This is a genomic window from Hymenobacter monticola (assembly GCF_022811645.1).
Classification (GTDB): domain Bacteria; phylum Bacteroidota; class Bacteroidia; order Cytophagales; family Hymenobacteraceae; genus Hymenobacter; species Hymenobacter monticola.
In genome coordinates this window covers 57,885-80,837 of sequence record NZ_CP094537.1, presented here as the reverse complement: position 1 = coordinate 80,837, position 22,953 = coordinate 57,885, and the positions used below count along the sequence as shown (strand labels likewise).

At 58.1% G+C, this 22,953-nt stretch carries 25 protein-coding genes; 6 read left to right on the top strand and 19 right to left on the bottom strand.

Annotated features, from left to right (window positions below; genetic code table 11):
• Position 1: 1 nt before the first annotated feature.
• The 6 genes from MTP16_RS25135 to MTP16_RS25110 all read right to left on the bottom strand — a co-directional run bounded on the left by MTP16_RS25135 (position 2) and on the right by MTP16_RS25110 (position 5,060).
• Positions 2-1,687, bottom strand: a complete 1,686-nt coding sequence (locus MTP16_RS25135; RefSeq protein WP_243520754.1) for a PP2C family serine/threonine-protein phosphatase — start codon at positions 1,685-1,687, stop codon at positions 2-4.
• Between the two features lie 63 nt (positions 1,688-1,750).
• Positions 1,751-2,389, bottom strand: a complete 639-nt coding sequence (locus MTP16_RS25130) for a vWA domain-containing protein (protein ID WP_243520752.1) — start codon at positions 2,387-2,389, stop codon at positions 1,751-1,753.
• Positions 2,390-2,401: 12 nt separating this feature from the next.
• Positions 2,402-3,040, bottom strand: coding sequence for a vWA domain-containing protein (locus tag MTP16_RS25125; protein ID WP_243520750.1), 639 nt, complete (start codon positions 3,038-3,040; stop codon positions 2,402-2,404).
• An 81-nt stretch (positions 3,041-3,121) separates the two neighbouring features.
• Positions 3,122-3,706, bottom strand: a complete 585-nt coding sequence (locus MTP16_RS25120) for a TerD family protein (protein WP_243520748.1) — start codon at positions 3,704-3,706, stop codon at positions 3,122-3,124.
• A gap of 34 nt (positions 3,707-3,740) precedes the next feature.
• The gene (locus MTP16_RS25115) at positions 3,741-4,298 is read right to left on the bottom strand and encodes a TerD family protein (protein WP_243520746.1); all 558 of its coding nucleotides are present in this window, start codon (positions 4,296-4,298) and stop codon (positions 3,741-3,743) included.
• A 186-nt stretch (positions 4,299-4,484) separates the two neighbouring features.
• Complete coding sequence (locus tag MTP16_RS25110; RefSeq protein ID WP_243520744.1) at positions 4,485-5,060, bottom strand: TerD family protein; 576 nt, start codon at positions 5,058-5,060, stop codon at positions 4,485-4,487.
• Between the two features lie 219 nt (positions 5,061-5,279).
• Between MTP16_RS25110 and MTP16_RS25105 the strand changes: the two genes are divergently transcribed.
• The 6 genes from MTP16_RS25105 to MTP16_RS25080 all read left to right on the top strand — a co-directional run bounded on the left by MTP16_RS25105 (position 5,280) and on the right by MTP16_RS25080 (position 9,841).
• Positions 5,280-5,945 (top strand): HAD family hydrolase, encoded by a 666-nt coding sequence (locus MTP16_RS25105; RefSeq protein WP_243520741.1) that lies wholly within the window; start codon positions 5,280-5,282, stop codon positions 5,943-5,945.
• On the top strand, positions 5,917-6,810 hold the full coding sequence (locus tag MTP16_RS25100) for a phosphoribosyltransferase family protein (protein WP_243520740.1): 894 nt from the start codon (positions 5,917-5,919) through the stop codon (positions 6,808-6,810). Before MTP16_RS25105 ends, MTP16_RS25100 begins: the two co-directional genes overlap by 29 nt.
• 32 nt (positions 6,811-6,842) lie before the next feature.
• Positions 6,843-7,145 carry a hypothetical protein gene (locus MTP16_RS25095; RefSeq protein WP_243520738.1) on the top strand — a complete coding sequence of 101 codons (303 nt, stop codon included), beginning with the start codon at positions 6,843-6,845 and terminating at the stop codon, positions 7,143-7,145.
• Between the two features lie 72 nt (positions 7,146-7,217).
• On the top strand, positions 7,218-7,832 hold the full coding sequence (locus MTP16_RS25090) for a hypothetical protein (RefSeq protein WP_243520736.1): 615 nt from the start codon (positions 7,218-7,220) through the stop codon (positions 7,830-7,832).
• A 106-nt stretch (positions 7,833-7,938) separates the two neighbouring features.
• On the top strand, positions 7,939-8,994 hold the full coding sequence (locus MTP16_RS25085; RefSeq protein WP_243520734.1) for a potassium channel family protein: 1,056 nt from the start codon (positions 7,939-7,941) through the stop codon (positions 8,992-8,994).
• Positions 8,995-9,076: 82 nt separating this feature from the next.
• On the top strand, positions 9,077-9,841 hold the full coding sequence (locus MTP16_RS25080; protein ID WP_243520732.1) for a hypothetical protein: 765 nt from the start codon (positions 9,077-9,079) through the stop codon (positions 9,839-9,841).
• Positions 9,842-9,890: 49 nt separating this feature from the next.
• On the opposite strand, the gene MTP16_RS25075 is transcribed toward MTP16_RS25080, so the two are convergent.
• The 13 genes from MTP16_RS25075 to MTP16_RS25015 form a co-directional block, all read right to left on the bottom strand.
• The gene (locus MTP16_RS25075) at positions 9,891-10,220 is read right to left on the bottom strand and encodes an STAS domain-containing protein (protein WP_243520730.1); all 330 of its coding nucleotides are present in this window, start codon (positions 10,218-10,220) and stop codon (positions 9,891-9,893) included.
• Between the two features lie 95 nt (positions 10,221-10,315).
• Positions 10,316-10,657: a hypothetical protein gene (locus tag MTP16_RS25070; protein ID WP_243520728.1), complete on the bottom strand. Its 342-nt coding sequence runs from the start codon at positions 10,655-10,657 to the stop codon at positions 10,316-10,318.
• Between the two features lie 73 nt (positions 10,658-10,730).
• A complete protein-coding gene (locus tag MTP16_RS25065) occupies positions 10,731-11,240 on the bottom strand; it encodes an SH3 domain-containing protein (protein WP_243520727.1) in 510 nt (169 codons plus the stop codon).
• Between the two features lie 90 nt (positions 11,241-11,330).
• Positions 11,331-12,839, bottom strand: coding sequence for an energy transducer TonB (locus tag MTP16_RS25060; RefSeq protein ID WP_243520725.1), 1,509 nt, complete (start codon positions 12,837-12,839; stop codon positions 11,331-11,333).
• A gap of 181 nt (positions 12,840-13,020) precedes the next feature.
• Positions 13,021-14,016, bottom strand: a complete 996-nt coding sequence (locus MTP16_RS25055) for a tyrosine-type recombinase/integrase (RefSeq protein ID WP_243520723.1) — start codon at positions 14,014-14,016, stop codon at positions 13,021-13,023.
• 153 nt (positions 14,017-14,169) lie between these two features.
• Positions 14,170-14,619 (bottom strand): hypothetical protein, encoded by a 450-nt coding sequence (locus MTP16_RS25050; RefSeq protein ID WP_243520721.1) that lies wholly within the window; start codon positions 14,617-14,619, stop codon positions 14,170-14,172.
• A 92-nt stretch (positions 14,620-14,711) separates the two neighbouring features.
• Entirely contained in the window at positions 14,712-15,515 is an 804-nt protein-coding gene (locus MTP16_RS25045) for a phosphatase PAP2 family protein (protein WP_243520719.1), read from the bottom strand.
• A 35-nt stretch (positions 15,516-15,550) separates the two neighbouring features.
• The gene (locus tag MTP16_RS25040; protein WP_243520717.1) at positions 15,551-16,825 is read right to left on the bottom strand and encodes a sensor histidine kinase; all 1,275 of its coding nucleotides are present in this window, start codon (positions 16,823-16,825) and stop codon (positions 15,551-15,553) included.
• Positions 16,826-16,853: 28 nt separating this feature from the next.
• The gene (locus MTP16_RS25035; protein WP_243520715.1) at positions 16,854-17,531 is read right to left on the bottom strand and encodes a response regulator transcription factor; all 678 of its coding nucleotides are present in this window, start codon (positions 17,529-17,531) and stop codon (positions 16,854-16,856) included.
• 116 nt (positions 17,532-17,647) lie between these two features.
• The gene (locus MTP16_RS25030) at positions 17,648-18,064 is read right to left on the bottom strand and encodes an EamA family transporter (RefSeq protein WP_243520713.1); all 417 of its coding nucleotides are present in this window, start codon (positions 18,062-18,064) and stop codon (positions 17,648-17,650) included.
• Positions 18,065-18,153: 89 nt separating this feature from the next.
• On the bottom strand, positions 18,154-18,411 hold the full coding sequence (locus tag MTP16_RS25025) for a hypothetical protein (RefSeq protein ID WP_243520711.1): 258 nt from the start codon (positions 18,409-18,411) through the stop codon (positions 18,154-18,156).
• On the bottom strand, positions 18,383-19,801 hold the full coding sequence (locus MTP16_RS25020) for a hypothetical protein (RefSeq protein WP_243520710.1): 1,419 nt from the start codon (positions 19,799-19,801) through the stop codon (positions 18,383-18,385). The genes MTP16_RS25025 and MTP16_RS25020 overlap by 29 nt, the downstream gene beginning before the upstream one ends.
• Positions 19,802-19,806: 5 nt before the next feature.
• Positions 19,807-22,905, bottom strand: a complete 3,099-nt coding sequence (locus MTP16_RS25015; protein WP_243520708.1) for an efflux RND transporter permease subunit — start codon at positions 22,903-22,905, stop codon at positions 19,807-19,809.
• Positions 22,906-22,953: the final 48 nt, after the last annotated feature.

Here is a 22,953-nt window from a genome sequence, read left to right as displayed (position 1 = left end):
CTTAGAACAAGATGGCAATGGTGCGGTCGTCGTACTCTCCCTTAACCCAGAAATTAAGCCATTCGCTGAGCTGTGCCCCTAACTCCTGATTATCCCGCTGCAACGGCGCTGCGCTGTTGATGCCATCCAGCAGTTCTCCCCATTTCTCGGATTTAGCCAGGTTAGAATCCGTCTGAAACAAAGCGTCAGTGATGCCATCAGACATGAGTACCAGCGCATCAAAATCCGGCACCAGTTCAAAGCGTACCCGGCCATAGAGCGAACTGGCCTCAAATGTTTCTTTCATAGTCAGAAAGCGGGTCTGACCGGAGTACTCTCCTCCATCCGGCTCCCCCAGGAGGCGGATACCTTCCTGACGCCGGTACAGCCCCAGTCCACCATCGCCAATCCAGAAAGCCCCGACAAGCCAGCCGTTCGCTGTGGGATGGCAAAGTGCCAGCAGCAGTGTTGTGGCATAATCACGGGCGACGTGCCCTGCAGCTTCTGCCGTTTGGGTGATTTGCCGGGCGGCTAACAGCGCTGCATTGCCCAGCAGCTTGTATAGTTCGTCCTGCAGGGCCTTGCGGGATTCAGGACTTCCTTCCGCTGCATCGTACGCATCGGTGAGCTGCCGAAGCTTGGCTGACGTTTCCCCGCTAAGGGCGCTTAAAACGTGGTCAGTGGCCGTTTCACAAGCCAGGCGTGAGCCCTCACGAGACATGGTAGCTGACCCTGCACCGTCAGCAACGGCTAGGACATAGCTTTTTGATTCAGTCTGGAAATAACACCGGAAGTCATCTTCCCGAAACTTGGCATCCTTGGCGTGGGACCTCCCGCGCCGGCTAGCGGCAACAATCGTTTTCGGGCCCTCCGCTACTATTTGATGGGCAACATGGTCTTTGCGTGCCAACAAGTCGGCCGCTGGCTCATGTTCCGTCCAAAGGGAGCGAGGGTCAGGGTTAACATACCACTGCAAGGCGCGAATGTGCGCAGGGTCACCAGCTTTAGCCGTCGCCGGCTGATAGCTCAGCCGTAGCTCGTGCTGTCCAGCTAGCGAAGGCATGCCGGCCAAAGCCTGCGTAGCTTGGTCAAATGTCAGGCCGAGCCCCTCAGGACCTAGCACCCGAATATTGAGGCAGGAGCCCAGGTCAACTACATCCGGGGTGAATTTAAACGAATAGGATTCACCGACCTTACCATTTGGCAGAACGATGGCTTTACCACTGACGAATACCCCGTTAGAAGCCTCCACTACTGGCGCAACAGCGGGGGCTATAGGCAGTGCAGGTTCTATTAGTGCCGCTACTGCTTGAGGCGCTACCGGTGGAACAGGCTCAACTACTGCGATTACCTCATCAGCAATTGCGGTTGGCGCGACTGCAGGTGCCACTTCTTCAGGAGCCGCAGTTGGCGCTTCGCTGGCCGGCGCTGGCTGCTGAACAATCGGGGTTCCTTCGGTAAGGGGGGCTGGGTATACCAGTTCTGCCGGTTGGCTAAGCTGGGGTGCTGCACCTGCTTCCAGCGGCTCTGGCTGAGCCGGCGAGGACACTACATCAGGCAACGGGAACTGTTCCGAATCAGGTGATATGGCTGCTTGGTTCTCAATTGAAGACGCTTGCCCCGCTGTGGTCTCGGCGGGGGGAGTTCCTTCAATTGACGGAGTTGGTTCGGAGGACGGTTGAGCAGAAATAGGGTGTTCGGGGCTCATAGGGGCATTTTCCTACTGATGGAATAGAATGATTCTTCCCACTGCGCTGTGGGAGAGGTTTGCTCATATCAATAAATGAACTTCGGGCGGTGGGGGCGGCAGGGGTGGCAGGGAATCGCTGGCCCCCAAACTGCGGTTGCCGCTGCTGACCGTTGCGGATACCCACTTAAAGTATTGCTGAAAGGTATTGCTGTCCGCAGTATCCAAGTGAATCACCGTTGACGTTAGCTCTTTCAGGTACTCATCTTTCCCTTTCGGGCCGGCCGCACACGCCACAATACTAGCAAAGCGCCGCTTCTTCACTTGCTCAACCATTTGGCGGTAGAGTTGTAAATCAGAAGGACTGCCATCGGTGATGATGAAGAGTAACGGCATCCAGTCGCCCTTTTGGGTGGCTGTGCCCTTAATAATCTCTTTGTCATACTGTGCACATAGCAGTTCCAGCGCTGCCCCTAAATGAGTAGGCCCGGAGTCAGGAGTTGTGACATCGGGAAGCTGCAAATCTTCCAGCGCAGTGAGCGGAAGCAGGATTTTAACTTCCCGGTCGAACGTATGCAGACTCAGGTGCACCGATTCGAGTGTGAAGGGGTCCTGCCGAAGCGTACGCACCAGCACTTCAAGCCCGTTTTTCACAGCCTCAATGGGTTCGCCACGCATTGACCCCGAAGTGTCAAGCAGTATATAGACGGGCAGCCGGCGCATTCAGGAAAGGTATTAAATGACTACGTTAACTTCCGCCGGAGGAGGAGGCAGCTCTTGCAGGCCAATGAGTTCTTTACCGGCCGATTCAACCGAACGGCTGCTGCTGCTAACCGAAGCAGAAACCCACTTGAAGAACGCTTGAATGGTTTTGGAGTCAGCCGTATCGAGCTGCACCACCGATTCAGTGATTTCCTGTAGGACGCTTGTGTTAGCACCCGCACCTGCCGCGCACGCGACAACGATTCCAAACTTACGTTTCTTGAATTCAGCCAGGCCCTTGCGCCAGTCATCGGTAGGCTCCCCATCGGTCATGATGAAAACGACAGGCCGCCAGTCACCTTTTTGGTCAGCAGTTGACTTTTTAACTTCGTGGTCAGTGGTTTCGGCCAATAGCTGCAGGGCCGCGCCCAAGCTGGTGGTAGTCGTAGCTTTCAGGTCAGGTATCTGAAAATCAGATAATTCAGTTAGAGGCACTACTTGGCGAGCGGTGTTATCAAACGTGATAACGCTTAAGTAAGCAGTCTCCAGGGCATAGGGGTCTTGCCGAAGGGCACTGACCAACACTTGCATGCCGTTTTTAACCGCTTCAATGGGCTCTCCACTCATGGAGCCGGACGTATCCAGCAACAGATAGACGGGTAATCTTCTCATTTTCAGTAAGGGGTTTAAGGCGCGGTTAGCGCACAAAAAAGCCCGTTCCTACCGCTTTTGGTTAGGAACGGGCCTGATTGACTATTGGTAATTTTTGATGACGTCGTTCAGGCTATCCACTGGTAGCGCTTCGCCCAGGGCCCGGAATTTCCAGCTGCCCTCGCGGCGGTAGACTTCGCCAAAAATCACGGAACACATGTTGTTGTAGGTACCGTCGCCCGACAGGCTGTACTTCACAATCTCCTTACCGTTCTTGTCTACAGCCCGGATGAAGGCATTTTGGACCATGCCAAAGTGCTGGCCACGGGTCCGCCCCTGGTAGATATTGACCATGAACACAATCTTATCAAATTGTGAGCCCATGGCATCCAGCTTAACCACCAGTTGCTCGTCGTCACCAGCTCCAGCTCCGGTCAGGTTGTCGCCATTGGACCAGGCGTTACCGGAAGCGTGTTTGAGGTTGCCGAAATACACCACGTCATTGATTCCAGCCAGCTTGCCACTGCCATTGAGCATGAGGGCGGAAGCGTCCAAATCATAAGCTTCGCCCCCACCACCGCGTACATCCCAGCCAAGGCCGATAGTCACAGTGGATAAATCAAAGGACTCCCCTTGAGCATTTTTCCGAAGGTCAATCGTTTGACCTTTAACTAGATTGATAGCCATCTTTGAAAGAGTTGGGCAGGTTCAGAAGTCAGATTTACGCGTTGTATTTGCTGAGGAAGAAGCCCAGTTCTTCCTGCTGCCCGATGCCGGAAGCTTCGAACTTCCACTGCCCGTCACGACGGTAAAGGCGGCCAAATTCGATGCCGGTTTCAATCGAGAAATCCTCGTCTAGCTCGTATTTGGCAATCTCCGAGCTGGAGCCCTGGTCTACGATGCGGATGTAGGAGCTACGCACTTGGCCAAAATTCTGCTTGCGGGTAGCGGCTTCGTGGATGGTTACAATGAAAAGAATTTCCTGAACGTCTGCGCTGACCTTCTGCAGGTCAATCAGGATAGTCTCGTCGTCACCGTCCGAATTGCCCCCGGTCGTATCGTCACCGCTGTAATGAACAGCCTGGTCAGGGGAATCCGTGTTGTTGTAGAAGATAAAGTGCGCGTCCGAAACCAGCTTACGGCCTTCGCCCAGCATGAATGCGGAGGCGTCGAGGTCGAATGCTTGGCCGGTGCCTTCGTTAGGGTTCCAGCCCAGGCCAACGCTTATTTTAGACAGGCCAACGTCAACTTTTTGACCTTTTTGTAGGGAGATTGCCATTTGAGAAAAGAGGTTTGATAGGTGTTAGGTGATGTGAATGGTGGGTTGTAGCCAGCGAGTAATCGCGCAAGGAAGGGGCGATAGTCACTAGACGAACAGGCTAATACATACAGGGCGATAGCTACGGAAGGTAGCTGCAGCCGCTTCCAGAATATTTTAAGTAGGAATTGTGACAGCGCAGGCGAGCTAGTTGATAATCTGGCCCGAGTAATATTTGCCAAGGAAGAAAGCCAGTTCTTCCTTGTAGCCAATGCCAGAGGCCTCGAAGCGCCATTTGTTGTCGCGGCGATAGAGCCGGCCAAATTCTACACCGGTTTCAATCGAGAAGTCTTCGCCCAGCTCATACTTGGCGATTTCCGAACCGTTTCCCTGGTCAACGATGCGAATGTAAGAGCTGCGAACCTGTCCAAAATTCTGCTTGCGTAGGCTTGCCTCGTGGATGGTCACCACGAAAAGTATTTCCTGGATGCTGTCACCCACTTTACTCAAGTCAACCTCAATGGTCTCATCATCGCCATCAGCGCTGTTGCCCCCAGTAGGGTCATCGCCAGTGTGATGCAGGCCTTGGTCAGGCGAGTCAGTGTTGCCATAGAAGATGAAGTACTCTTCTGCTGGAATCTTGCGCGCCGCGTTAATCATGAAGGCAGAAGCATCCAAATCGAAATCATGGCCGCTGCCTTCATTGGGGTTCCAGCCCAGGCCAACGCTAATGCGAGAAAGGCCAATATCTATCTTTTGTCCTTTTTGTAGACTGATTGCCATAAATTAGTACTCTGACTAGAAAAATGAGATTCCAACGTAAGCCAAATGTAGGACATTTTTTCAAACAGTGATGGGGTTATCCGCTATCTTGCTGCCCCGATTTGGACAAGCCTGGTAGACCCTGATTTTAAGCTTGTTTGACTGGTCTGCTTCTAATCGCCAACGGCTTACTTAAAGCCGGACAGCTTATAGTAGTAAACTACTGACTGATACTACTACATGGCTGTACAAACTATATCGCTTGACTTGTGGGGGACGCTTGTGCGTGCTAATACCGACTTTAAGCAAGCTAAAATCAATCTGGTTCAGGAGCACTTTCACTCTGGCCTCGACCCGGAAAAGATTCTGGACACGCAACGAGCGGTTAAGCTTCATTATGACCATTTGGTCGAAGCGTGGGGGGTGCAGCCTACCCAGGCGACCCTTTACAGTGATTGGCTGTGCCGACTTGAGTTGGTTCCGGAAAAATACCCATTCGGGCATTTAGCACAATTCATTGATAAATATCAAGCTGCCGCTTATAAGTTTCCAGCGCTTCCCTACGATACAAACACCACTGAGAACCTGAGGTTGTTAGCTCGTGATTTCAAGCTGGTCTTGATAAGCAATACGCTTTTCGTCTCGGGAATAACCCTGCGCGCATGGCTGCAGTCGCTTGGCTGGATGGACTTTTTTGACCAGTTGATTTTCTCAGATGAAGTGTCGCTAGCTAAGCCGGACCCTCGGATTTTTAGTCTCGCGCATCATCGTCCTGATACACATATCGGGGACAACCCCCGCACCGATGCTTTCGGCGCTCGACAGGCGGGAGTAGCTTTTATCGGTGTCCATGGTCCTTATGAACATACTCTAACAGATGCCTACAACCGCCTTAAGAACGGGTGAGCAGTTTGCTGCCCACCTTATTGAGCCCCCTGCCGCCACGGCCACCCTGGCGGACTACGACTTCGGCTTTCAGCCGCACGAGTACAGCCGACTTAAGTACGGCTCCAAAAGCCTAGCCCGGCGCTTTGGCCGCGAGCTAGCGAACAGCTTGCTTGAATCGGACAGATTCAACAGCTTTTTGCCCGCTCTGGCGAACCCGAAAGGTGTCGTTATCTATCCGGCGCCTTTCAACTTTGTGCCCACAGCGACCTTTGCCTTAAAGGATTACTTTGTAGCTAGGTACAACGAGGTCGCCATACCCCGTCACGGCTTGGCACCGCTGCAGGAGGGGAAGATATTTCGCAGCTATAGCTACAACGAGGACTATGGAGCTATGTCCAAGGCCCAGCGAGATAAAGCCATTTCGGGCGATGACTTTTATGTCGATGTAGAGTTTGCCCGCGGCAAAACGCTGATATTCCTGGACGACATCCGCGTTACCGGCTCGCATGAAGAACGGATATGCCACCTTCTTGAAAGGACGGGGCTAGTCGAGCAGTCTCATCTGTTTCTCTATTTCGCTCAAGTGGCCAGGCCCCAGGAGTGCGACCCAACCGTAGAAAATTACCTTAATTACGCTGCCGTTCGCAATCTGCTATCCATTGACGACATCATCAAGAATGATGAGTTTCTTTTCAACACTCGAGTAGTCAAGTACATCTTGTGTGCGGACTTTGCGGAATTTACCACCTTCATTCACTACCAGTCGAAGACTTTTCGGCATACGCTCCTGCACTACGCCTACGGCAATAGCTATCACCTGCAGCCCGCTTTTGAGCGGGCTATTGGGTTGCTGACGGCGTTGGTGCACCATGATGGGTACTAGCATTATACTTTGACCCTTATCGCTTATCCCTCATGATTGAAACGTTCAAGTCTTCTTCCTTCAACTTGATGCTTCGCGGTCAGCTCTGGAATGCCATCATTCCATGGACTGTGGAAGTGGATGCTGCCAATAATTTCATTACGGTACGCAAGCGCAACTGGTACTTGATTGGCATCGACGAGAACAAGTTTCGATTCACCTCCGTGCGCCACATTGAGATTGACCAGCGGCTTTTCGGTACGGATATGTTCATCCGCATGTATGGCAATTCACTAACCATTCCCTGTCTGAAGCGCAAAGCCGCCAACAAACTGAGGGACCTCATTATGCCTTAAGCAGAAGCCTACTCCCAGCACGACTTCCACGCAGCAACCCTTTACTCCAACACCATTCAACCCAACTACAACATGGCAATTACTCTACAAAAACGTGGTGACAAGCACCAAATCAATCTCAGCAAGGAGCAGAAGGTTCAGCTTAAAGTTGAGGTAAACCTGAACTGGAACAGCGGGGAAACCAAAAGCACCGGTCTCTTTGGCAAGCTATTCGGCGGTGGAGCTGCAGCAGCGGCCCCTGACCTTGATTTGGGATGCATGTACGAACTAAACGACGGCTCTAAGGGCGTGATTCAGCCCTTGGGCAATAATTTCGGCTCGCTTACGAAGCCACCCTTCATTTTTCTCGATAAGGACGACCGTACCGGGGGAGCAGCTGATGGCGAGAACATGGCCATTGTACGGCCAGATACCATCAAGCGCGTGATGGTATTCGCGCTCATCTATGCCGGAGCAAAGGACTTCCGCACGGTAAACGGCCGTATGCACTTCAAAATGAGCAATGGCGAAGAAATCAAGTTGGAGCTTAACAACCCTGGAGAAAACCAGATTTTCTGCGCAGCCGCACTGATTCAGTTCACCGAGGCAGGTGTTGTGATGACCAAAGAAGAGCGGTACTTCAACGGGCACAGCGCGGCGGATAATCACTACGGCTTCGGTTTCAAGTGGACTGCCGGCAGCAAATAGCCATCTCCTTCCTTGCAAGCCCTATGATGGAGGCCCGGCCCTATAGCCGGGCCTCTTCTCTGCTCGCTACCCGTACACCCGACGTCACCAGCTGAGGCTACTAGATATGCTGCGACCTTCCCAGATTAATAGCCTTAAGTATGCTGCCGGGCTTACTCTAACGAGCGTGGCCATTGGCGTGACAGGGTTTATGACCATTGAGCACTTCAATGTGCCGGATGCGTTCTACATGTCCGTTATAACGGTCTCAGGTGGCGGATATGAAGTCCTTCGTCCCCTGTCCCAGGCCGGGCGCATCTTCACCTCGTTTTATATTCTGTATAACCTGTTGGTCGTCGCCTACTTAGTGTCGGTCATAACCACATTCATTTTTGATGGCGAGCTACGCAAGATTTTCAAGATGTACCGGACAGACCAAGAAATTAAGCGCTTCAGTGGACATGTTATCATTTGCGGCTTTGGCAGCAACGGCCGTAAAGCGTATCAAAAGCTACTGAACAACAGCGTCCGGGTCGTCGTGATAGAACAGAATGAGCAGCTTATCAGACAGCTCAGTGAAGGGTACAATGGCGCAGATATTGACGGCGATGGCGTCCCAGGTGGAAAAATATTCTACGTGTTTGGCGATGCCACGCTAGACCCGGTTATGGAGCAAGCCGGTATTGGGCGGGCATCCGCCATTATCGCGGCCCTGCCGAAAGACTCTGATAACATGTCGGTGGCACTCTCTGCCCGAGCCCTTAATCCGCGGCTGAACATCATTGCCCGTGCTTCCGAAAAAACCTCTGAGCGTAAGCTTATAGCGGCAGGGGCTAATTCAGTGGTTATGCCTGATGAAATCGGGGGGTCTCATATGGCTGACTTAGTCGTCCGCCCCGAGGTTATCCGGTTCCTCGACCTAATATCAGGTCTAAGCGCTGACAAGCTCCGCCTGGAAGAACTCAGTTTTCAGCAGCTCCGTCGGGAAATGCAGGGACGAAGCATCCGTGAGCTTGATGTACGCTCCCTTACCGGAGCGAATGTCATTGCTCTGCGCCAACAAAATGGTACACTCGTGGTCAGCCCGGACGCTAACTACTGCCCCGCTATCGGAGATGTGTTGCTGGTGTTAGGCAACGAAACCCAGATTGAAGCATTTGAAGTTCGGTACCGGCAATTGTAGTACACGGCCCGCCTAGTGCCTAGCTATCAACTTACTCCCCATATATTGTGGCGGAGAAAACGCACTTTTGAATTTTACCCTTATGGTAAAGCTTTACCCAAAAAAAACTGAATCTTTTGATAAGCATAAGGAAAGCATCAGTGCAGCACCCACCGAAAATCTTTTCCAACGATTAGATGTCGGCTTGAGCGGGAATATGCGGTCCAAAGAGCTGTTCTGTTGGATTCCAAAAGGGTTTAACTCCTTTCTGCTGCTGCTACTTGTTGCAGCGTTATCAGCATGTGATAGCACGACGTCAACTGATACAACTGGTAACAGTACTGCAGAAGCTACCACTGCGGCACCAGGCCCTACCGTACTTGACTCCGCTGATTATGAGCCGCCGGTATCCCCCTACGCGGGAAATCAGTTGTCAAATGGTAAATCGCCACTGGATAACTGCTTTGGCAAAGGCCGATATTCGGGCAGTGCTTGGATAAACTTCAGTAACTCTAATAACAGTACCGATGCCATTGTCTGCTTAGCCAGGGCCAGCGATAACAAGGTAATCCGCAATGAATACATTCGTAGCGGAACAGACTTTAAAATGTCACGCATCCCTGCGGGTACATACTATCTTAAAGTGTTTTCGGGTAAAGACTGGAATCCGACTCGTAAAAGTGCCTGTGGCACAAAGGGCTATTTTGATTCTGACCAAAGTTTTAGCGAATCAAAGGACGAGGGCAATCTCATCAAGGTAATGAGCAATAGCAGGGGCTACACTACTGGTTCCATTACGCTATATACTGTGTCTGGTGGAAATATGGCGCAAGCTCCTATCAACGCGGATGAATTCTTTCGTCAATAATCCAAACTTCAACGGCTGTTAGGTTGCAAGCCGAGGCCCCTGCTGGTCATTACGCTGATGCTGCTTCAACCTCTGTGGGAACGATGGTCAGCAGGGCATCGAGACCCAGGACTTCAAATACGTTAAAAATCTTGTCCTTCATATTGAAGAACACCAGCTTAACGTTTGCATCCTGCAGGCGCTTTATGTGGGAGATGAATACCCCGAGCCCAGCTGAAGATATGTACTTCAGGTTCGAGCAGTCGATGAGGACCTTGCTGTATTTTAACAATTCGGGGTTACCCAGGCTCTCGTCAAGGATTGAGGAAGAACTGGCATCCAGTTCACCGTCAAGGGCGAGAGTAACGGTGTCCGAGGAGGCTTGTTGGGTAATTTTCATAGTGACAGTTTACGTTGCCCTCCTACCATAAGTTAATGGCTTAGCCTTGGAGACTGCGGAGCTACGCAAAGGTGAATGTATAGTAATTTTCTTGTCTAAGAGGCGCAGAAAGCCACAATCAGTGAGATACCCATTTTAACCATGAAGCTCCTTGCGAACGACTTGGTATCGTAATCCTTCTCATAGCCAACACGGGAGGCCGACAGTAGAATTACTACCAACAAGATTGGGAGAAGCGCATAGAGAGGCTGTGTGAGCTTTGATGTGAACCCATAAACGCTGAATGTTATCACAACTGTGAGCAGGAGCACTAACTGACCTCGCAGCTTCCCCGAAGAATGTGAAGGTGAGCCGGCAGCGATTGACAACCAGGCGTAGAGCAAGGTGTAGCTGAACAGGAAGATAGAAACATAAGAAAATACTTGCAGGAATTCCATGTTCAACGGTTGGAGCAGGGCTTGAATTTATCGGGCTCAGACATAACTCAGGCTAACGAAAAGCTAGTTACACCTAAAAGAAGCCAGCCACTCCGATAACAAGTCCTATTATCGAGCAAATCACAAGGCTAGAGAAAACGATAAAAACCATATCGCCAAAATCGGGCTTCTTCAAGCGGAACCCGCCTTTAAAGCGACCATCTTTGTTTCTGGTCTGGATGCTGCGAATACTTCCCATTCCTATCAGCACAAGCATGAAGAACCTAAACCCCAGCAGGAAGCGGGCTTTAAAGGTGGTTGCCTGTTTGATAAGAGGCTGAGCTTCCCCCAGGAACTCGCTCTTTACATACCCGACTGAACCAGCTACTCGTATTTTGGCCCATTGCTCTTCTGTATCCACAACGCGGACTATATCACCTCTACGAAGCGAACCTAGTACATCGGACTTTCCATCTGGCTTCGACCGTATACGTAACTCTGAAGCCGTAACGCTGTAGTCGTGGTTGCTGGCTATTGATTTACAGTAGCTTGTAAGCGAGCTGAGAACCAGGGCTAGTGCGAAAAGTATTCGTTTGATGCTCATGGCTTGGCCACCTTACGGTGGCATAAGTACTCGTATTGGGTAACATTGCCAAGGCCAACTGGCTAACCGGGAAAGACCAGCTGGAGCCCCCTATTTGACGGTGATGGGCATTGTGAACGATACATCGACCGCTCTGCCATTCTGCTTGCCGGGCGTGAACGCGGGCAACGATTTGACGACCCGCATAACTTCGTTGTGCAGGTACTCGGAGAGGGTCGGGCTCTTTTTAATCATTCTGACGTCCACTACGTTGCCACCGCAGTCTACCGTAAAGCTGACGTAGATGCTGCCCGTGGTCCGGTCCTCAGCACCGCTGCCCGCAGAGTCCTGGCGTACAAGAGCATTGAGGATGTACGGCAGCAGGGCATCCGGCCCCCCCGGAAAGCGGGGCATCTGTTCGACGTAGGTATACACCTTCCCCTCATTACCGGGGGCGGGGCTGCAGGGCGTCCGCGATTCCGAACGCTTGGCTTGCAAAAAAGAGGGCCGGGCGAGCTGCTGGGCGGTGCGGTTGTCGAGCAGCAGTTCGCCGGATTCGTTGTCGAAGCTCCACCGCCTGAATTTATTGAGCAGGCTTTTCCCAACTAAAATGGTTTTTGCGCTTGGCACGACGCAGGCGACGACGTTGCGAATCGTGAAGCCGCCCAGCACGATGTTCGGGATAACCATCCGGCGGACTGAAATGCTGCGGCCATCGGCCACTTCGAGTTCAACGGGCTCCAGGTACTTCGACTTGTCAATGATGCCCTCTAGGAGTAGTTCGCGCTCAATGTCGGTGGTCAGTACCAAGTACGAAGCGCCGGAATCAATCACGCCGTCGTAAGCCGTTTTGCCGATGGAGAAGGCGATGGTGCGCGTACCCTTATAGGGCAGCGTTTTGATGCGCTCCTGCGGCAAGGTACCGCTCACATCGTCGTAGAGACTCGCGGAAAAGGCGGCCTTGGCCTCGTTCGCTTTCGCGTCGGGGTCCACGGCAATCAAGGAAACGCTGATGCATGGTGGCAGTACATGAGTGTTGTAATAGCCCTTGGGGTCCCCCATGTCCATTAGTTTCCCGTTTTCCAAAGGCGTGTACTTGACTTTGCTGTAGATGCAGTTACACAAGTCCTCATAATTCACTCTGCCGCGTGTGGTCTCGTCGCTCTCAATGTCCTTGCTTAGCTCCTTTTTCAAATATTCCTTAAACGCCTGCTCGCGGTAAACTTCCACCTTCACATTTCTGCTTTTGTTAATGCGCTTGACCTCCTCCATCACGTTGTTGATGCACGCCGCGGCGTAGCTTTTCATATGGAGGGCGTAAAAATCCAGCTTTTTAACCTTGCTTCTTTCCGCCTCGGTTAAGCTGAAATACTGCGAGGCCAGCTTGCGGGCTGCGCAGTCAAAATACATGTCCTCTACGGTGTTGGAAAAGGTGGTCGGCCTCCTGTTCTTGGCTAAGGCCTCCTTCACCGCTTTGATTTCATCTTCGATTACTGCGTTGCCTTGGCATTGCCCGCGCAACGGCGGCAAAACCAGCAGCATCCCGAGAACCAGCGCGCAGAACCGGCCGACTGCGGACGGGTTTGTCTTTTTCGGTAAAAACGCCCAGAAAAGGTCCATTATATTACTTGGATGTAGTTTGGCCAAGCTAAAGTAACGCTTTATTGTGCGACGGGAAGATGGCAGGTAGCGGAGGCAGATAGAGGCCATCTATTAGGTGCCGTAAGAACGAATAACGGTTTTTGGGCTCTAGAAAAGCGTTTCTCCTAATGCCTTTTTTGTAATTACATCGACGCCGGCATTACAGCCCTAGGGATTGCGCCGCATTGTATGCAATCACATCCGTCAGGCGGGTGTAGCGGCTAATCATTTCGTCGGTCTTCTGCTTCGTCTGGTTCTTGATGAAGTTATTGGACTGGCCGTTGAGCACGGCAACGGTGATAAAGGACGCCCGCAGCGAATGGGCCGAGTACTTGTCGCCCAAGTGAGCCTTCACCACGCTATTCAGCCGGCCATCGGTCAGGCGGCGGGCGCCCGGCCGGCCCGGCTGTCCCGGCTTGGCGCGCACCATCGACACGAACAGCGGCCCGGACGTGCGGCCCAGCACCGCCAGCCATTCCTCGCAGGCCCGAATCGGACAGAATAGCGGGGTCGGCGCGTAGAACACCGCCTTGTCTTCGGTTTCGCCCTGCTGGTTGGTTTTGCTTTTATCCAGGTGCAGCACCAGCGCTCCGTTTTTGTATTCCAGCGCCTCGACGTTGAGAGCCACCAGCTCCGAGCGCCGGAAGGCCCCCGCGAAGCCGAGCAGCAGGATGGCCCGGTCCCGCAGGCCCACGGGCGTGGTAAGGTCCAGCCCGCGGATGGCCTGCTTCAGGGCCTCGACGGTGAAGGCCGGGGCCTGCTTCTGCTTTTTGCCCACGACGCGGCCGATGCCGCGCAGCACGGTTTCGACCGGCTTGGAGCCCACGGCCGACGGGTGGCCGTGCAACTCGTGCTTCTTCTGGATGGCAGCCAGGTGCCGGCGGATGGTGGCCAGCTTGCGGGGCAGGTCGGCCAGGTGGGCAATGTAGGCGGCCAGGGTCGCTGCGTCGGCCGGGTACGGCGTCAGGGCGTTGGCTTCGCAGTACGCCTCGAAGCTTTTCAGGTCGGCCGAATACGCCAGGCGTGTGTTGTCCGCGCCGTGCAGCCCCTCGACAAAGTAGCGGCCGACGTGCGCGGCTAGGGCTTCGCCCATCTCGGCCAGCGACGAGGCGGGCACGACGGCCACTTGCTCTTTCTTTCCCTTTTGTTCGTTCATGGGTGCAGGCGTGAATGACTATCCGGCGCAGTGCTCACGAACGCCCGGGCGCGGCTGGTTTGGTAAAAATCGGCCGGGCAAAAGTACGAAAAGATTAGGGATGATAATTAAGGGTTATCGTTCCTAATCTCTGGAAATTTGCCCGCCCTGCTGCTAAAGCCCCGCGCCGTCCTTCACAAACACTTTGACTCCGCTGTACCTGCCGGAATTGGTGTTGGAAACGAGTGGTACCACGACCAGCACGGGCTCGCTGCCAGTCAGATTGACCAGTCGCAGCAAGGACCGGTAGTCGCCGGTTTGCGCGTGGGCGGATTGGATTAGAAAGCTGTGCACTTTACGGGTGGGCGCAGCGTAGCCGACGCGCAGCAAAACGGTGTCCCGGCGAAAGAGTCGGATGCTTTCCGCAGCGTCCGACGAGACGCTGTCCCACTCGGGTCGACCGAGGGCGCTTGCTACCTGGTCGATGTCTTTCCCGAACAGCGCGGGAACATTGAAAACCGGCGCGGCCGAGGCTTCCTGGTTTACCTCTTTGAAGGTAGAGCTGCACCCGAGCGCAAACCAGACGATGGCCATCAGCAGAAACAGGCGGGGCAAAGCAAACATGCAAGATTGGAAAGGAGGGTCTAAACTAAAAATTCAGCCAGCAAGGCGTAACGCGTTTAGCTGGCACGGCACCGCATCGTGCCCGAACTGGCCTAAAGAACCACGGCCACGGACAAGCCGGTGGCCCCACTTTGGTAGTAAGGCAGAATCACCGCCCGTTCCTGCAGCCCCTTGGGCAGCAGGCGCTGCAGGTGGGGGTACACCCAGTAAGCCAGCTCGGTGGAAATCATGCCCACGCCCGCGCCGGCCAACACATCGGAGCACCAGTGGTTGTCTTTGACCACGCGCAATGCGCCCACGCTCGTCGCGACTGCGTAGCCGCCCACGCTGTACCAGACGCTGCGCTCCCCGTACTCCCGGTCCAGGAAGCGGGCGGCGGAGAAGGCAGCGCTGGTGTGCTGGCTGGGAAACGAGTCGAAGCTGCTGCCCTGCGGCCGTTCGACGTGAGTCAGGCGCTTGAGGTTACTCGTCAGCGTGTTGTTAATGGTGTAGGTCAAGGCGAATAATAAGGCTTGGTTGACGGTGCTGTGCTTGCCCTTGACGCCCAGCAGGCTCAGGCCCACGGTGGCATAAGCCGGCACGTGGCGCAGCTGGTCGTCGATGGAGGTGCGGACTGGCCGGAGGTGCTCGTGCAGCTCCTCGCGTACCTCCTCATCGAATTCAATCAGTTCTATCCGGTGCGTGGTCAGGGCCCCGGCGCCCAGCAGCAGCACCGGCACGAGCACACGCCGGCCAGCCGGTTGGATGGCCCAACGCGCACTGCGGCGCAGCAGCGTGGGCCGGGTGGTGGGTGCCGCTGAGTCGGCCGCCATGGGCTGCTGGGCCAGTGCGGGAACCGTGCCCATCAGCAGACCGCCCGCTAACAGTGTCGGTAAGAAAATACGTCCAGAGCGCATGGTAATACCGGATAAGAATAACAGAGAGGACAAACTCAGGGAAACTGCACGCGCAAGGTGTGGCGGTTGCCGACTTGAGTGAAGTCGTAGGCAATGCCGAAACCGTAGTAAGCGCAGATGTGCTGGGCGATGCTCAGCCCCAGCCCCGGCGAGTCGGAGGCCGCGTTGTGCTTGCGGAACCGCTCGAAAAACTGCGCCGGGTCGGTGGTTAAGGTCGGTCCGGTGTTGCTGATTTCCAGCCCCCGGCGGTTGAGCCGCACGTCCACCCGTCCGCCGGGGTGGTTGTGCTTGATGGCGTTGTGCAGCAGGTTCTGCAGCAGCGAGTCGGCCAGGCCGGGGTGCATGGTGAGCTCCGGCAGCGGCGGGTCGGCGTGCAGGGTGAGCTGCACCTGGCGGGCTTCGAGCAGGGGTTCGAGCATGGCTACCCGGTCGCGCAGGACTTGCTCCAGCTGCACCGACACGGCCTGGGCGGGGGCGAACTGGTGGTTTTCGAGGCGGGTGAGCAAGGTCAGCGACTGGTGCAGGCGCGACAGGCGCTGGGTGCCGCCCCAGGCGTCGCTGACCAGGGTGGCCAGTGCCTCGTCGTCCTGTAGCGCGGGCGCCTGCAGCAGCTGCTCCAGCTTGGCCTGAATGATGGCCAGCGGCGTCTGGGTTTCGTGGGCCGCGTTTTCCGTGAACTGGCGCAGGCTCTCGTAGTCGCGCACCAGCCGTTCGCTCAGCGTGTTCAGGGCCTGGTTGAGCTCCCCAAACTCGTCAATGGTCGGCGTGGGCAGGGACAGGGGCTGGTGGCGCTGCAAATCGTAGCCGCGCAGCGTGGCCAACGTGTGCTGAAACGGGGCCCAGATGCGGCGGGCCAGCCAGTGGTTGAGGGCCACCACCCCGCCTAGCAGCAACGCCAGCACCACGATGAGCACCCCCACCACCACGAGCAGCACGTCCTCGGTTTCGACGAGCGACTTGCGCAGCGTCACCCACTCCGGCGCGCTGCCCGCCCTTGCCGGTTGCAGCCGGAAGGTGAGCTGGCGGTAGGGGACCATCTCGTCCTCCACCGGGTCCAGCAACAGGGTATCGGAAAACCCCAGCGGCCGGGGCTGCGGGCTGCGGTCCAGGTTGTCGGCAAACGCGGGCGCGGGCAAGGGCAAGCCCCGGGCCACCTGCTTCTGCAGGTGCAGCTGCCGGTTGTAGAGCAACTCCTCTATCTCGTTGCGCAAGGCCCAGTCGAAGCCCAGGTAAAGCAGCACGCTGGCTAGGGCAAACAGGCCCACCGTCAGGCGCAGGTAGTAGCGGGTGGTGGCGGCGAGCAGCTTCATGCGGCGGAAACAGGGGGCGTAAGCATTATTATTCGGTGCTGAGCTTGTAGCCCACGCCGTAGATGGTGCGGATGTAGCCGTCGGCCCCCTTTTCCTGCAGCTTTTTGCGCAGGTTCTTCATGTGGGTGTAGATGAAGTCGAACGAGTCGGCCGCGTCCACCTGGTCGCCGCACAGGTGCTCGGCCACGGCTTCCTTGGTGAGCAGGCGCCCGGGGTTGGCCAGGAAGTAGAGCAGCAAATCGTACTCCTTGCGGGTGAGCGTGAGCAGTTCCCCGCTTACGTGCACTTCGGCCAACTCTGGCCAGACCAGCAGGTCGCGAAACACGATGTGGTGCTGGCCCTGAAACTGGCGCCGCCGCAGCAGGGCCCGGAGCCGGGCGTTCAGCTCGGAGAGGTGGAAGGGCTTGACCAGGTAGTCATCGGCCCCCAAATCCAAGCCCTGCACCCGGTCGTCGATGCCGTCGCGGGCGGTGAGTACCAGCACCCCGGCCAGCGAGCCGTCGGCCTTGAGCGTGCGCACCAAATCCAGCCCGTCGCCGTCGGGCAGGGTCAAATCCACCAGCACGCAGTCGTACTGGTAAAGCTTGATTTTCTCGTAGGCCTGCGCGAAGTCGGCGGCCACTTCCACCACGTAGCCGCCCTGGCGGAGCGCGTCCACCAGGGTCAGGCGCAGGGCCGCTTCGTCTTCTACCAGCAGCAGTTTCATAAGGGAGGGTCAGGGGATAAAGACCAAAGAAGCCATTCGATTCTGTGGGAATTCTGAGCAGCGGCTTTTTCGCTCCTTATTATAGGGTAGATGCCCGGCATTCCCTAGGTGGGGGTTTATTTCCAGACCAGCACCAGCGTGCCGGCAACGATGAGGGCGGCGCCCACGCCGGTCTGCCAGCTCAGCCGCTCGCCCAGAAACGCCACCGACAGGCCGATGGCCAGCGCCACGCTCAATTTGTCGACGGGCGCCACCTGCGATACCGTGCCCAGCTGCAGGGCCCGGAAGTAGCAGAGCCACGACAGGCCCGTGGCCAGCCCCGACAGCCCCAGAAACAACAGGTTGGTGCGGGTGAGCGCGGGCAGGCCGGCGAGCCCGCCCCGAAAGTACACGATGCCCCAGGCCAGCACCAGCACCACGGCCGTGCGCACGGCCGTGGCCAGGTTAGAATCCACGCCCCTGATGCCCACCTTGGCCAGGACGGCAGTCAGTGCGGCAAACAGGGCGGAAAGCAAGGCGTAGTGCCACCACATGGGACGGGCAAATAAGGTGAGAAAAGTTGGTGAACGGGGCTGGCGCTCCCGGCAGCTACGACGTAACTGCCCAAGCCATCTATTTTCGGCTAATACAGGCGGTGGCGCAGCAGCCAACCGGCGGCGTCGAACTCGTCGGCTTGGGGCCGGTACGCCTCGGTTTTGACTGCTGGGTGTTCGGCCAGTTGGTTGCCGTCGCCGCTCTCTCGCACCACGACCTTGTCCGGCGCCTGCAGGTCGGGGGCAAACGTGAACCGGTCCCGGCCCGCGCCGTCGTAGAGCGCCACGGCCAGCCCGGCGGGCAGGTGGCCGCGCACCTCAAACACGTCGTCGCCCCCCCAGCCCAAACAGGTGCAGGCGGCGCGTGAACTGGGCGTCGAAGGTGCGCTCCCCCACCAGCGCCCCACTGGCAACGTCCAGCACCCGCACCCGCAGCTGGCGGCCTTCCACGCCTTCCACTACGAAACGCTCGGCCCGGTCCGTGCCGGGCAGCTCCACGTCGCGGGCCAGCAGCTCGTAGAACCGGCCGGCCACGGCCGGCAGCTGGCTGCGCCGGGCCCGCAGCTTGTCGCCGAACTCGCGGGCGGACAGCGCCTGAACCGGCGCCGGCCACGCCTGCAGGGCGCGGTCAATCACGGCGTCGCTGAGCTGCTGGCGCAACGAGTCCGCCACCTGCTGGTAGTCGGCGGCGGTGAGGTACACCAGCAGCGACTTGTCCATGGGCCGGGCCGCTTGGTTCAGGCCCTCCACGTCGGCGAGCCGGATTTCCCGCCCAAAGCTCTGGTAGTTGGCCTTGACGTAGCTGATGAGGCGGGTGAGCACCCCGTCGTCGAACTTAAAAAAGGCGTGGTCCCGGTCCCGCGGGATGGCCCGGTACAGCACGGCGCTGTCGGGCCGGGCGTAGGTGGCCCAGCGCCACTGGTCCTCGCGCCGGCTCCAGTCGCCCAGCCACATGTCGAACAGCCGGCTGCGCAGGTAGTGGCGGGCGTCCACGCGGTGGCGGTTGTCGGCCCGCAGGTGCTCGAACGCCTGCCGGGAGCTGACCACCCGGGCCGAGCGGCCGAAGCTGGCCACGGCCCGCTGGTCGCCGTCGGGCCGCTCTTCCAGCAGGTAGAGGGCGTTGGCAAACGAGGCCCGGAACTCGCCCAGGCCCGGGTCGTCGCCCAGGTACACCAGGCGCGGGTTGGTGTGGTAGACGCCCGCCGCATCGGCCAGGGCCGGCACGATGTAGGCCCCGTAGGGATGAATCACGCTGGTCTGGTCCTTCATCAGCCGGCCCACCCAGCCGTCGCGCAGGCTGGCGGGCAGCGCGTGGGTGGCGTCCTTGTCCACCGAGCGCAGCACGTACTGGCGCCCCGTGGGGGTTTCCAGGCGCAGGTTTTTGGTTTGAAACGAGCCCCCCTCGCGCAGCGGGGTGAACCCGCCCGGCACGGCCGTGGCCAGGTGCAGCACGGGCACGGTGACGGGTGTGGCCCAGATGGTCCGGTAGTGGGTGCCCCAGAGCCAGCGGTGCAGCCGGCCCCGCTCGTACTGGGCCCCGGCCACCGTGCGCACCGTTTCAGGCCCTACCCGCACCGTTTCAGGCCCCACCCGCACCGTTTCAGGCCCCACCGCCACCGGGGGCGGCAGGGCCGTGCGCGGCGTCAGGCAGCTGCTGAGCAGCAACACGAGCACGGTACCGGTCCAAGCCGCGGGCGGCCGGCTTATGGCTTTTACGGTGAGGCAGATGCCTGTCATAACCGCTACGAAACAGCTGGCTCAGCTGGCACGGGCTCCGCACCCGCCTTGCGCCCGAAGGCCCAGTAGAGCGCCGGCATGCCCAGCAGGTTGAGCACGGTGGAGGTAATGACGCCGCCCAGAATCACCACCGACATGGGGTGCTCGATTTCCGAGCCCGGCTCGTTCCCGGCCAGGATGATGGGCAGCAGGGCCAGCACCGAGGTCAGGGCTGTCATGATGATGGGCGACACCCGCTCCAGCGAGCCGCGAATAATCAGTTCTTTGCCGAAGGGCATGCCTTCCTCCACCTCCAGGTGGCGGTAGTGGCTGACCAGCATGATGCTGTTGCGGGCGGCTACGCCCAGCACCGTGATGAAGCCCACGATGGAGCCCAGCGAGAGTACCCCGCCGGAGAGAAACGCGGCCAGCAAACAGCCCGACACGGCGAAGAACAAGCTCAATATCCCGATTACCGCCAGGCGCACGGTGCCGAAGTCAGTATACAGCACCAAGAAAATGCCCACCAGCGAGAGCAGCACCAGACTCAGCATGCGGTTCTGCGAGGCCTGTCGCTCGGCGTACTCGCCCAGGATTTCGGGGTGGTAGCCGTTGCCAAAGGCCACGCCGTCGACCTGCGCCTGCACGTCGCGGGCCACCGAGCCCAGGTCGCGGCCGCGCACGTTCAGCGTCACGTCGATGCGGCGGGAGGACGCTTCGCGGGTGATTTCGTTGGGCGTGGGCACGATGCGCACGTCGGCCACTTCGCGCAGGGGCACGGCCCCGCCGCCGGGCAGGCCGATGAGCAGGTCGCGCACGGCGCCGAAGTCAGAGCGCACGGCCGGCTGGCCCCACACGGCCACGTCGAAAATCTTCTGCTCCTGGTAGATTTCGCCCACCTTGCGGCCCTTCACCAGCGTGCTGATTGCCTGGAGCACGGTGCCGGGGTTCAGGCCGAAGCGGGCCGCGGCTTCGGGCTTCATCTTCACCTGAATCTGCGGTACCAGCGTTTGCTGCTGCACTTTCAGGTCGACCACGCCCTCCACGCCTTCGAGCTTGGCGCCCACTTCCTTGGCCTTGGTGTACAGCTGGTCGAGGTCGGGGCCGAAGATGCGCACCACGATGGTGGCCGAAGTGCCGGTGAGCACCTCTTTAATTCGCTCCCGCAGGTAAGTCAGCAGGTCGCGGTACAGGCCCGGGTAGCCGTCCACCACGGTCTGGATTTTGGCCACGGTCTGTTCGTAGTCCACCTTGGGGTCCACGGAAATCCACAGCTCGGTGAAGTTGGGACCCACCACTTCGTCGGCCACCTCGGCCCGCCCGATGTGGGCGCCGAAGTTGCGAACGCCGGGGATGGCCCGCAGTTCCTTGCTGGCCCGCACGGTGATGCGGCTCATGGCCTGCAGCGAAGTGCCCGGCTTCTCCACCCAGTGCATCAGGAAGTCGTACTCCTTGAAGTTGGGCAGAAACTCCTGGCCGAAAAACGGCAGCGTGAGCATGGAGATGACCGCGGCCGCCGTCAGCGACCAGGCCACGCCCTTGGGCCGGGCCAGCAGGCCGGGCAGGATGCGGGCGTAGTGCCGCTTGAGCCAGGCCACGACGGGCGAGTCCTTCGACTTCTTCTCAGCCGCTTTGGGCAGCAGAATCAGCGCCAGCGCCGGCGTCAACGTCAGGGCCACGAACAGCGAGGCGAGGATGGCCAGCACGTAGGCAAAGGCCAGCGGCTGGAAAAACGCCCCCGATAACCCCGGTAGCAGGAAAATGGGCAGCAGCACCAGCGCCACAATGACCGAGCCGTAAATCACGGCCGAGCGCACCTCCATGCTGGCCTCGTACACCACGGCAAACGCCGTTTTGGGCGAGCCGGCCTCGTGGTTGAGCCGCAGCCGGCGCATGATGTTTTCCACGTCGATGATGGCGTCGTCCACCACCTCGCCCAGGGCGATGATGAGGCCGGCCAATACCATGGTGTCGATGGTTTTGCCGGAGTAGCGCAGGGCCAAGGCCGCCGCGATGAGGGAGGTGGGTAGGGCCAGCGCGCTGATGAGGGCCGTGCGCCACTCGTACAGAAAGAACAGCAGCACCAGCACCACCAGCACGCAGCCGATGAGCAGGGACTTGTTCAGGTTGGCCAGGGACATCTCAATGAAGGTCGCGGGCCGGAAGATGGTCGAGTCGATGTCCAGCCCTTTCAGGCCGGGTCGCATGGCGTTCAGGGCCGCTTCCACCTGCCGGGTTACTTCCAGGGTGTTGGCGCCGGGCTGCTTTTCCACGATGAGCAGCAGGCCCGGGCCGTCGTTAATCACGGCATCGCCGATGGGCGCGGGGAAGCCCTCCACCACCTGCGCCACCTCGCCCAGCTTCAGGCTCACGCCGTTGCGGAAGGTCACGGGCATCTGGGCCAGGTCGGCGGCGGTCTGAATGGCCGAGCTTTGCGACACGGCCAGGCGCTGGTTGGGCGAGTCGATGAAGCCGCCGCCGGCCAGCGTGGTGGCGTCGGCCGCGGCCTTTTCCACCTCGGCCAGCGTCAGGCCCAGGGTGCGCAGCTGCTCGGGGTTCACCAGCACCTGCAGCTGCCGGTCGCGCTGGCCCCAGATGGCCACGTTGGCCACCCCGGGCACGGCCATCAGGCGCGGACGGATGCTCCACCGGGCCAGGGTCGTCATTTCCACCTGCGTCAGACTGTCCGACGACACCCCAATCTTGAGCACCCGGCTGGTTGACGACAGCGGCGAAAGCATGACGGGCGGGCGGGCCACGCCGGGCAGCGTGGGCGCCACCCGCGCCAGCCGCTCCTGCACGGCCTGCCGGGCGTTGTTGATGTCGATGCCCTGCGGAAAGTACAGCACCACCGACGAGAGGCCCAGCACCGATTTGGAGCGAATTTTCTTGACCTCCGGCGTGCCGTTCAGCGCGTTTTCCAATGGCACGCTCACCAGCGCTTCCACCTCGGCCGTGCTCAGGCCGGGCGCCTCGGTCTGCACCTCCACGTAGGGCGGCGCGAACTCCGGAAACACGTCCAGCGGGGTGTTGCGCACCACCTGCAGGCCCGCTACCAACAAGACGCCAAACAAGATGACGACCACCAGCCGCAGCCGCAGCGCCGATTCTATTATCCACTTCATAAGTCTAGGCTAAAGGGGTAAGCAGCCAACTAGGCGAAGGGAAAAGAA

Bases quoted from the DNA above. Each gene is read 5' to 3' on its own strand.
- MTP16_RS25135 (WP_243520754.1), bottom strand. From the start codon at position 1,687: ATGAGCCCCGAACACCCTATTTCTGCTCAACCGTCCTCCGAACCAACT.
- MTP16_RS25080 (WP_243520732.1), top strand. From the start codon at position 9,077: ATGGTAAAGCTTTACCCAAAAAAAACTGAATCTTTTGATAAGCATAAG.
- MTP16_RS25130 (WP_243520752.1), bottom strand. From the start codon at position 2,389: ATGCGCCGGCTGCCCGTCTATATACTGCTTGACACTTCGGGGTCAATG.
- MTP16_RS25015 (WP_243520708.1), bottom strand. From the start codon at position 22,905: ATGAAGTGGATAATAGAATCGGCGCTGCGGCTGCGGCTGGTGGTCGTC.
- MTP16_RS25045 (WP_243520719.1), bottom strand. From the start codon at position 15,515: ATGCGCTCTGGACGTATTTTCTTACCGACACTGTTAGCGGGCGGTCTG.
- MTP16_RS25035 (WP_243520715.1), bottom strand. From the start codon at position 17,531: ATGAAACTGCTGCTGGTAGAAGACGAAGCGGCCCTGCGCCTGACCCTG.
- MTP16_RS25095 (WP_243520738.1), top strand. From the start codon at position 6,843: ATGATTGAAACGTTCAAGTCTTCTTCCTTCAACTTGATGCTTCGCGGT.
- MTP16_RS25050 (WP_243520721.1), bottom strand. From the start codon at position 14,619: ATGTTTGCTTTGCCCCGCCTGTTTCTGCTGATGGCCATCGTCTGGTTT.
- MTP16_RS25065 (WP_243520727.1), bottom strand. From the start codon at position 11,240: ATGAGCATCAAACGAATACTTTTCGCACTAGCCCTGGTTCTCAGCTCG.
- MTP16_RS25055 (WP_243520723.1), bottom strand. From the start codon at position 14,016: ATGAACGAACAAAAGGGAAAGAAAGAGCAAGTGGCCGTCGTGCCCGCC.
- MTP16_RS25110 (WP_243520744.1), bottom strand. From the start codon at position 5,060: ATGGCAATCAGTCTACAAAAAGGACAAAAGATAGATATTGGCCTTTCT.
- MTP16_RS25060 (WP_243520725.1), bottom strand. From the start codon at position 12,839: ATGGACCTTTTCTGGGCGTTTTTACCGAAAAAGACAAACCCGTCCGCA.
- MTP16_RS25090 (WP_243520736.1), top strand. From the start codon at position 7,218: ATGGCAATTACTCTACAAAAACGTGGTGACAAGCACCAAATCAATCTC.
- MTP16_RS25040 (WP_243520717.1), bottom strand. From the start codon at position 16,825: ATGAAGCTGCTCGCCGCCACCACCCGCTACTACCTGCGCCTGACGGTG.
- MTP16_RS25105 (WP_243520741.1), top strand. From the start codon at position 5,280: ATGGCTGTACAAACTATATCGCTTGACTTGTGGGGGACGCTTGTGCGT.
- MTP16_RS25070 (WP_243520728.1), bottom strand. From the start codon at position 10,657: ATGGAATTCCTGCAAGTATTTTCTTATGTTTCTATCTTCCTGTTCAGC.
- MTP16_RS25120 (WP_243520748.1), bottom strand. From the start codon at position 3,706: ATGGCTATCAATCTAGTTAAAGGTCAAACGATTGACCTTCGGAAAAAT.
- MTP16_RS25100 (WP_243520740.1), top strand. From the start codon at position 5,917: ATGCCTACAACCGCCTTAAGAACGGGTGAGCAGTTTGCTGCCCACCTT.
- MTP16_RS25075 (WP_243520730.1), bottom strand. From the start codon at position 10,220: ATGAAAATTACCCAACAAGCCTCCTCGGACACCGTTACTCTCGCCCTT.
- MTP16_RS25115 (WP_243520746.1), bottom strand. From the start codon at position 4,298: ATGGCAATCTCCCTACAAAAAGGTCAAAAAGTTGACGTTGGCCTGTCT.
- MTP16_RS25085 (WP_243520734.1), top strand. From the start codon at position 7,939: ATGCTGCGACCTTCCCAGATTAATAGCCTTAAGTATGCTGCCGGGCTT.
- MTP16_RS25125 (WP_243520750.1), bottom strand. From the start codon at position 3,040: ATGAGAAGATTACCCGTCTATCTGTTGCTGGATACGTCCGGCTCCATG.
- MTP16_RS25030 (WP_243520713.1), bottom strand. From the start codon at position 18,064: ATGTGGTGGCACTACGCCTTGCTTTCCGCCCTGTTTGCCGCACTGACT.
- MTP16_RS25020 (WP_243520710.1), bottom strand. From the start codon at position 19,801: ATGACAGGCATCTGCCTCACCGTAAAAGCCATAAGCCGGCCGCCCGCG.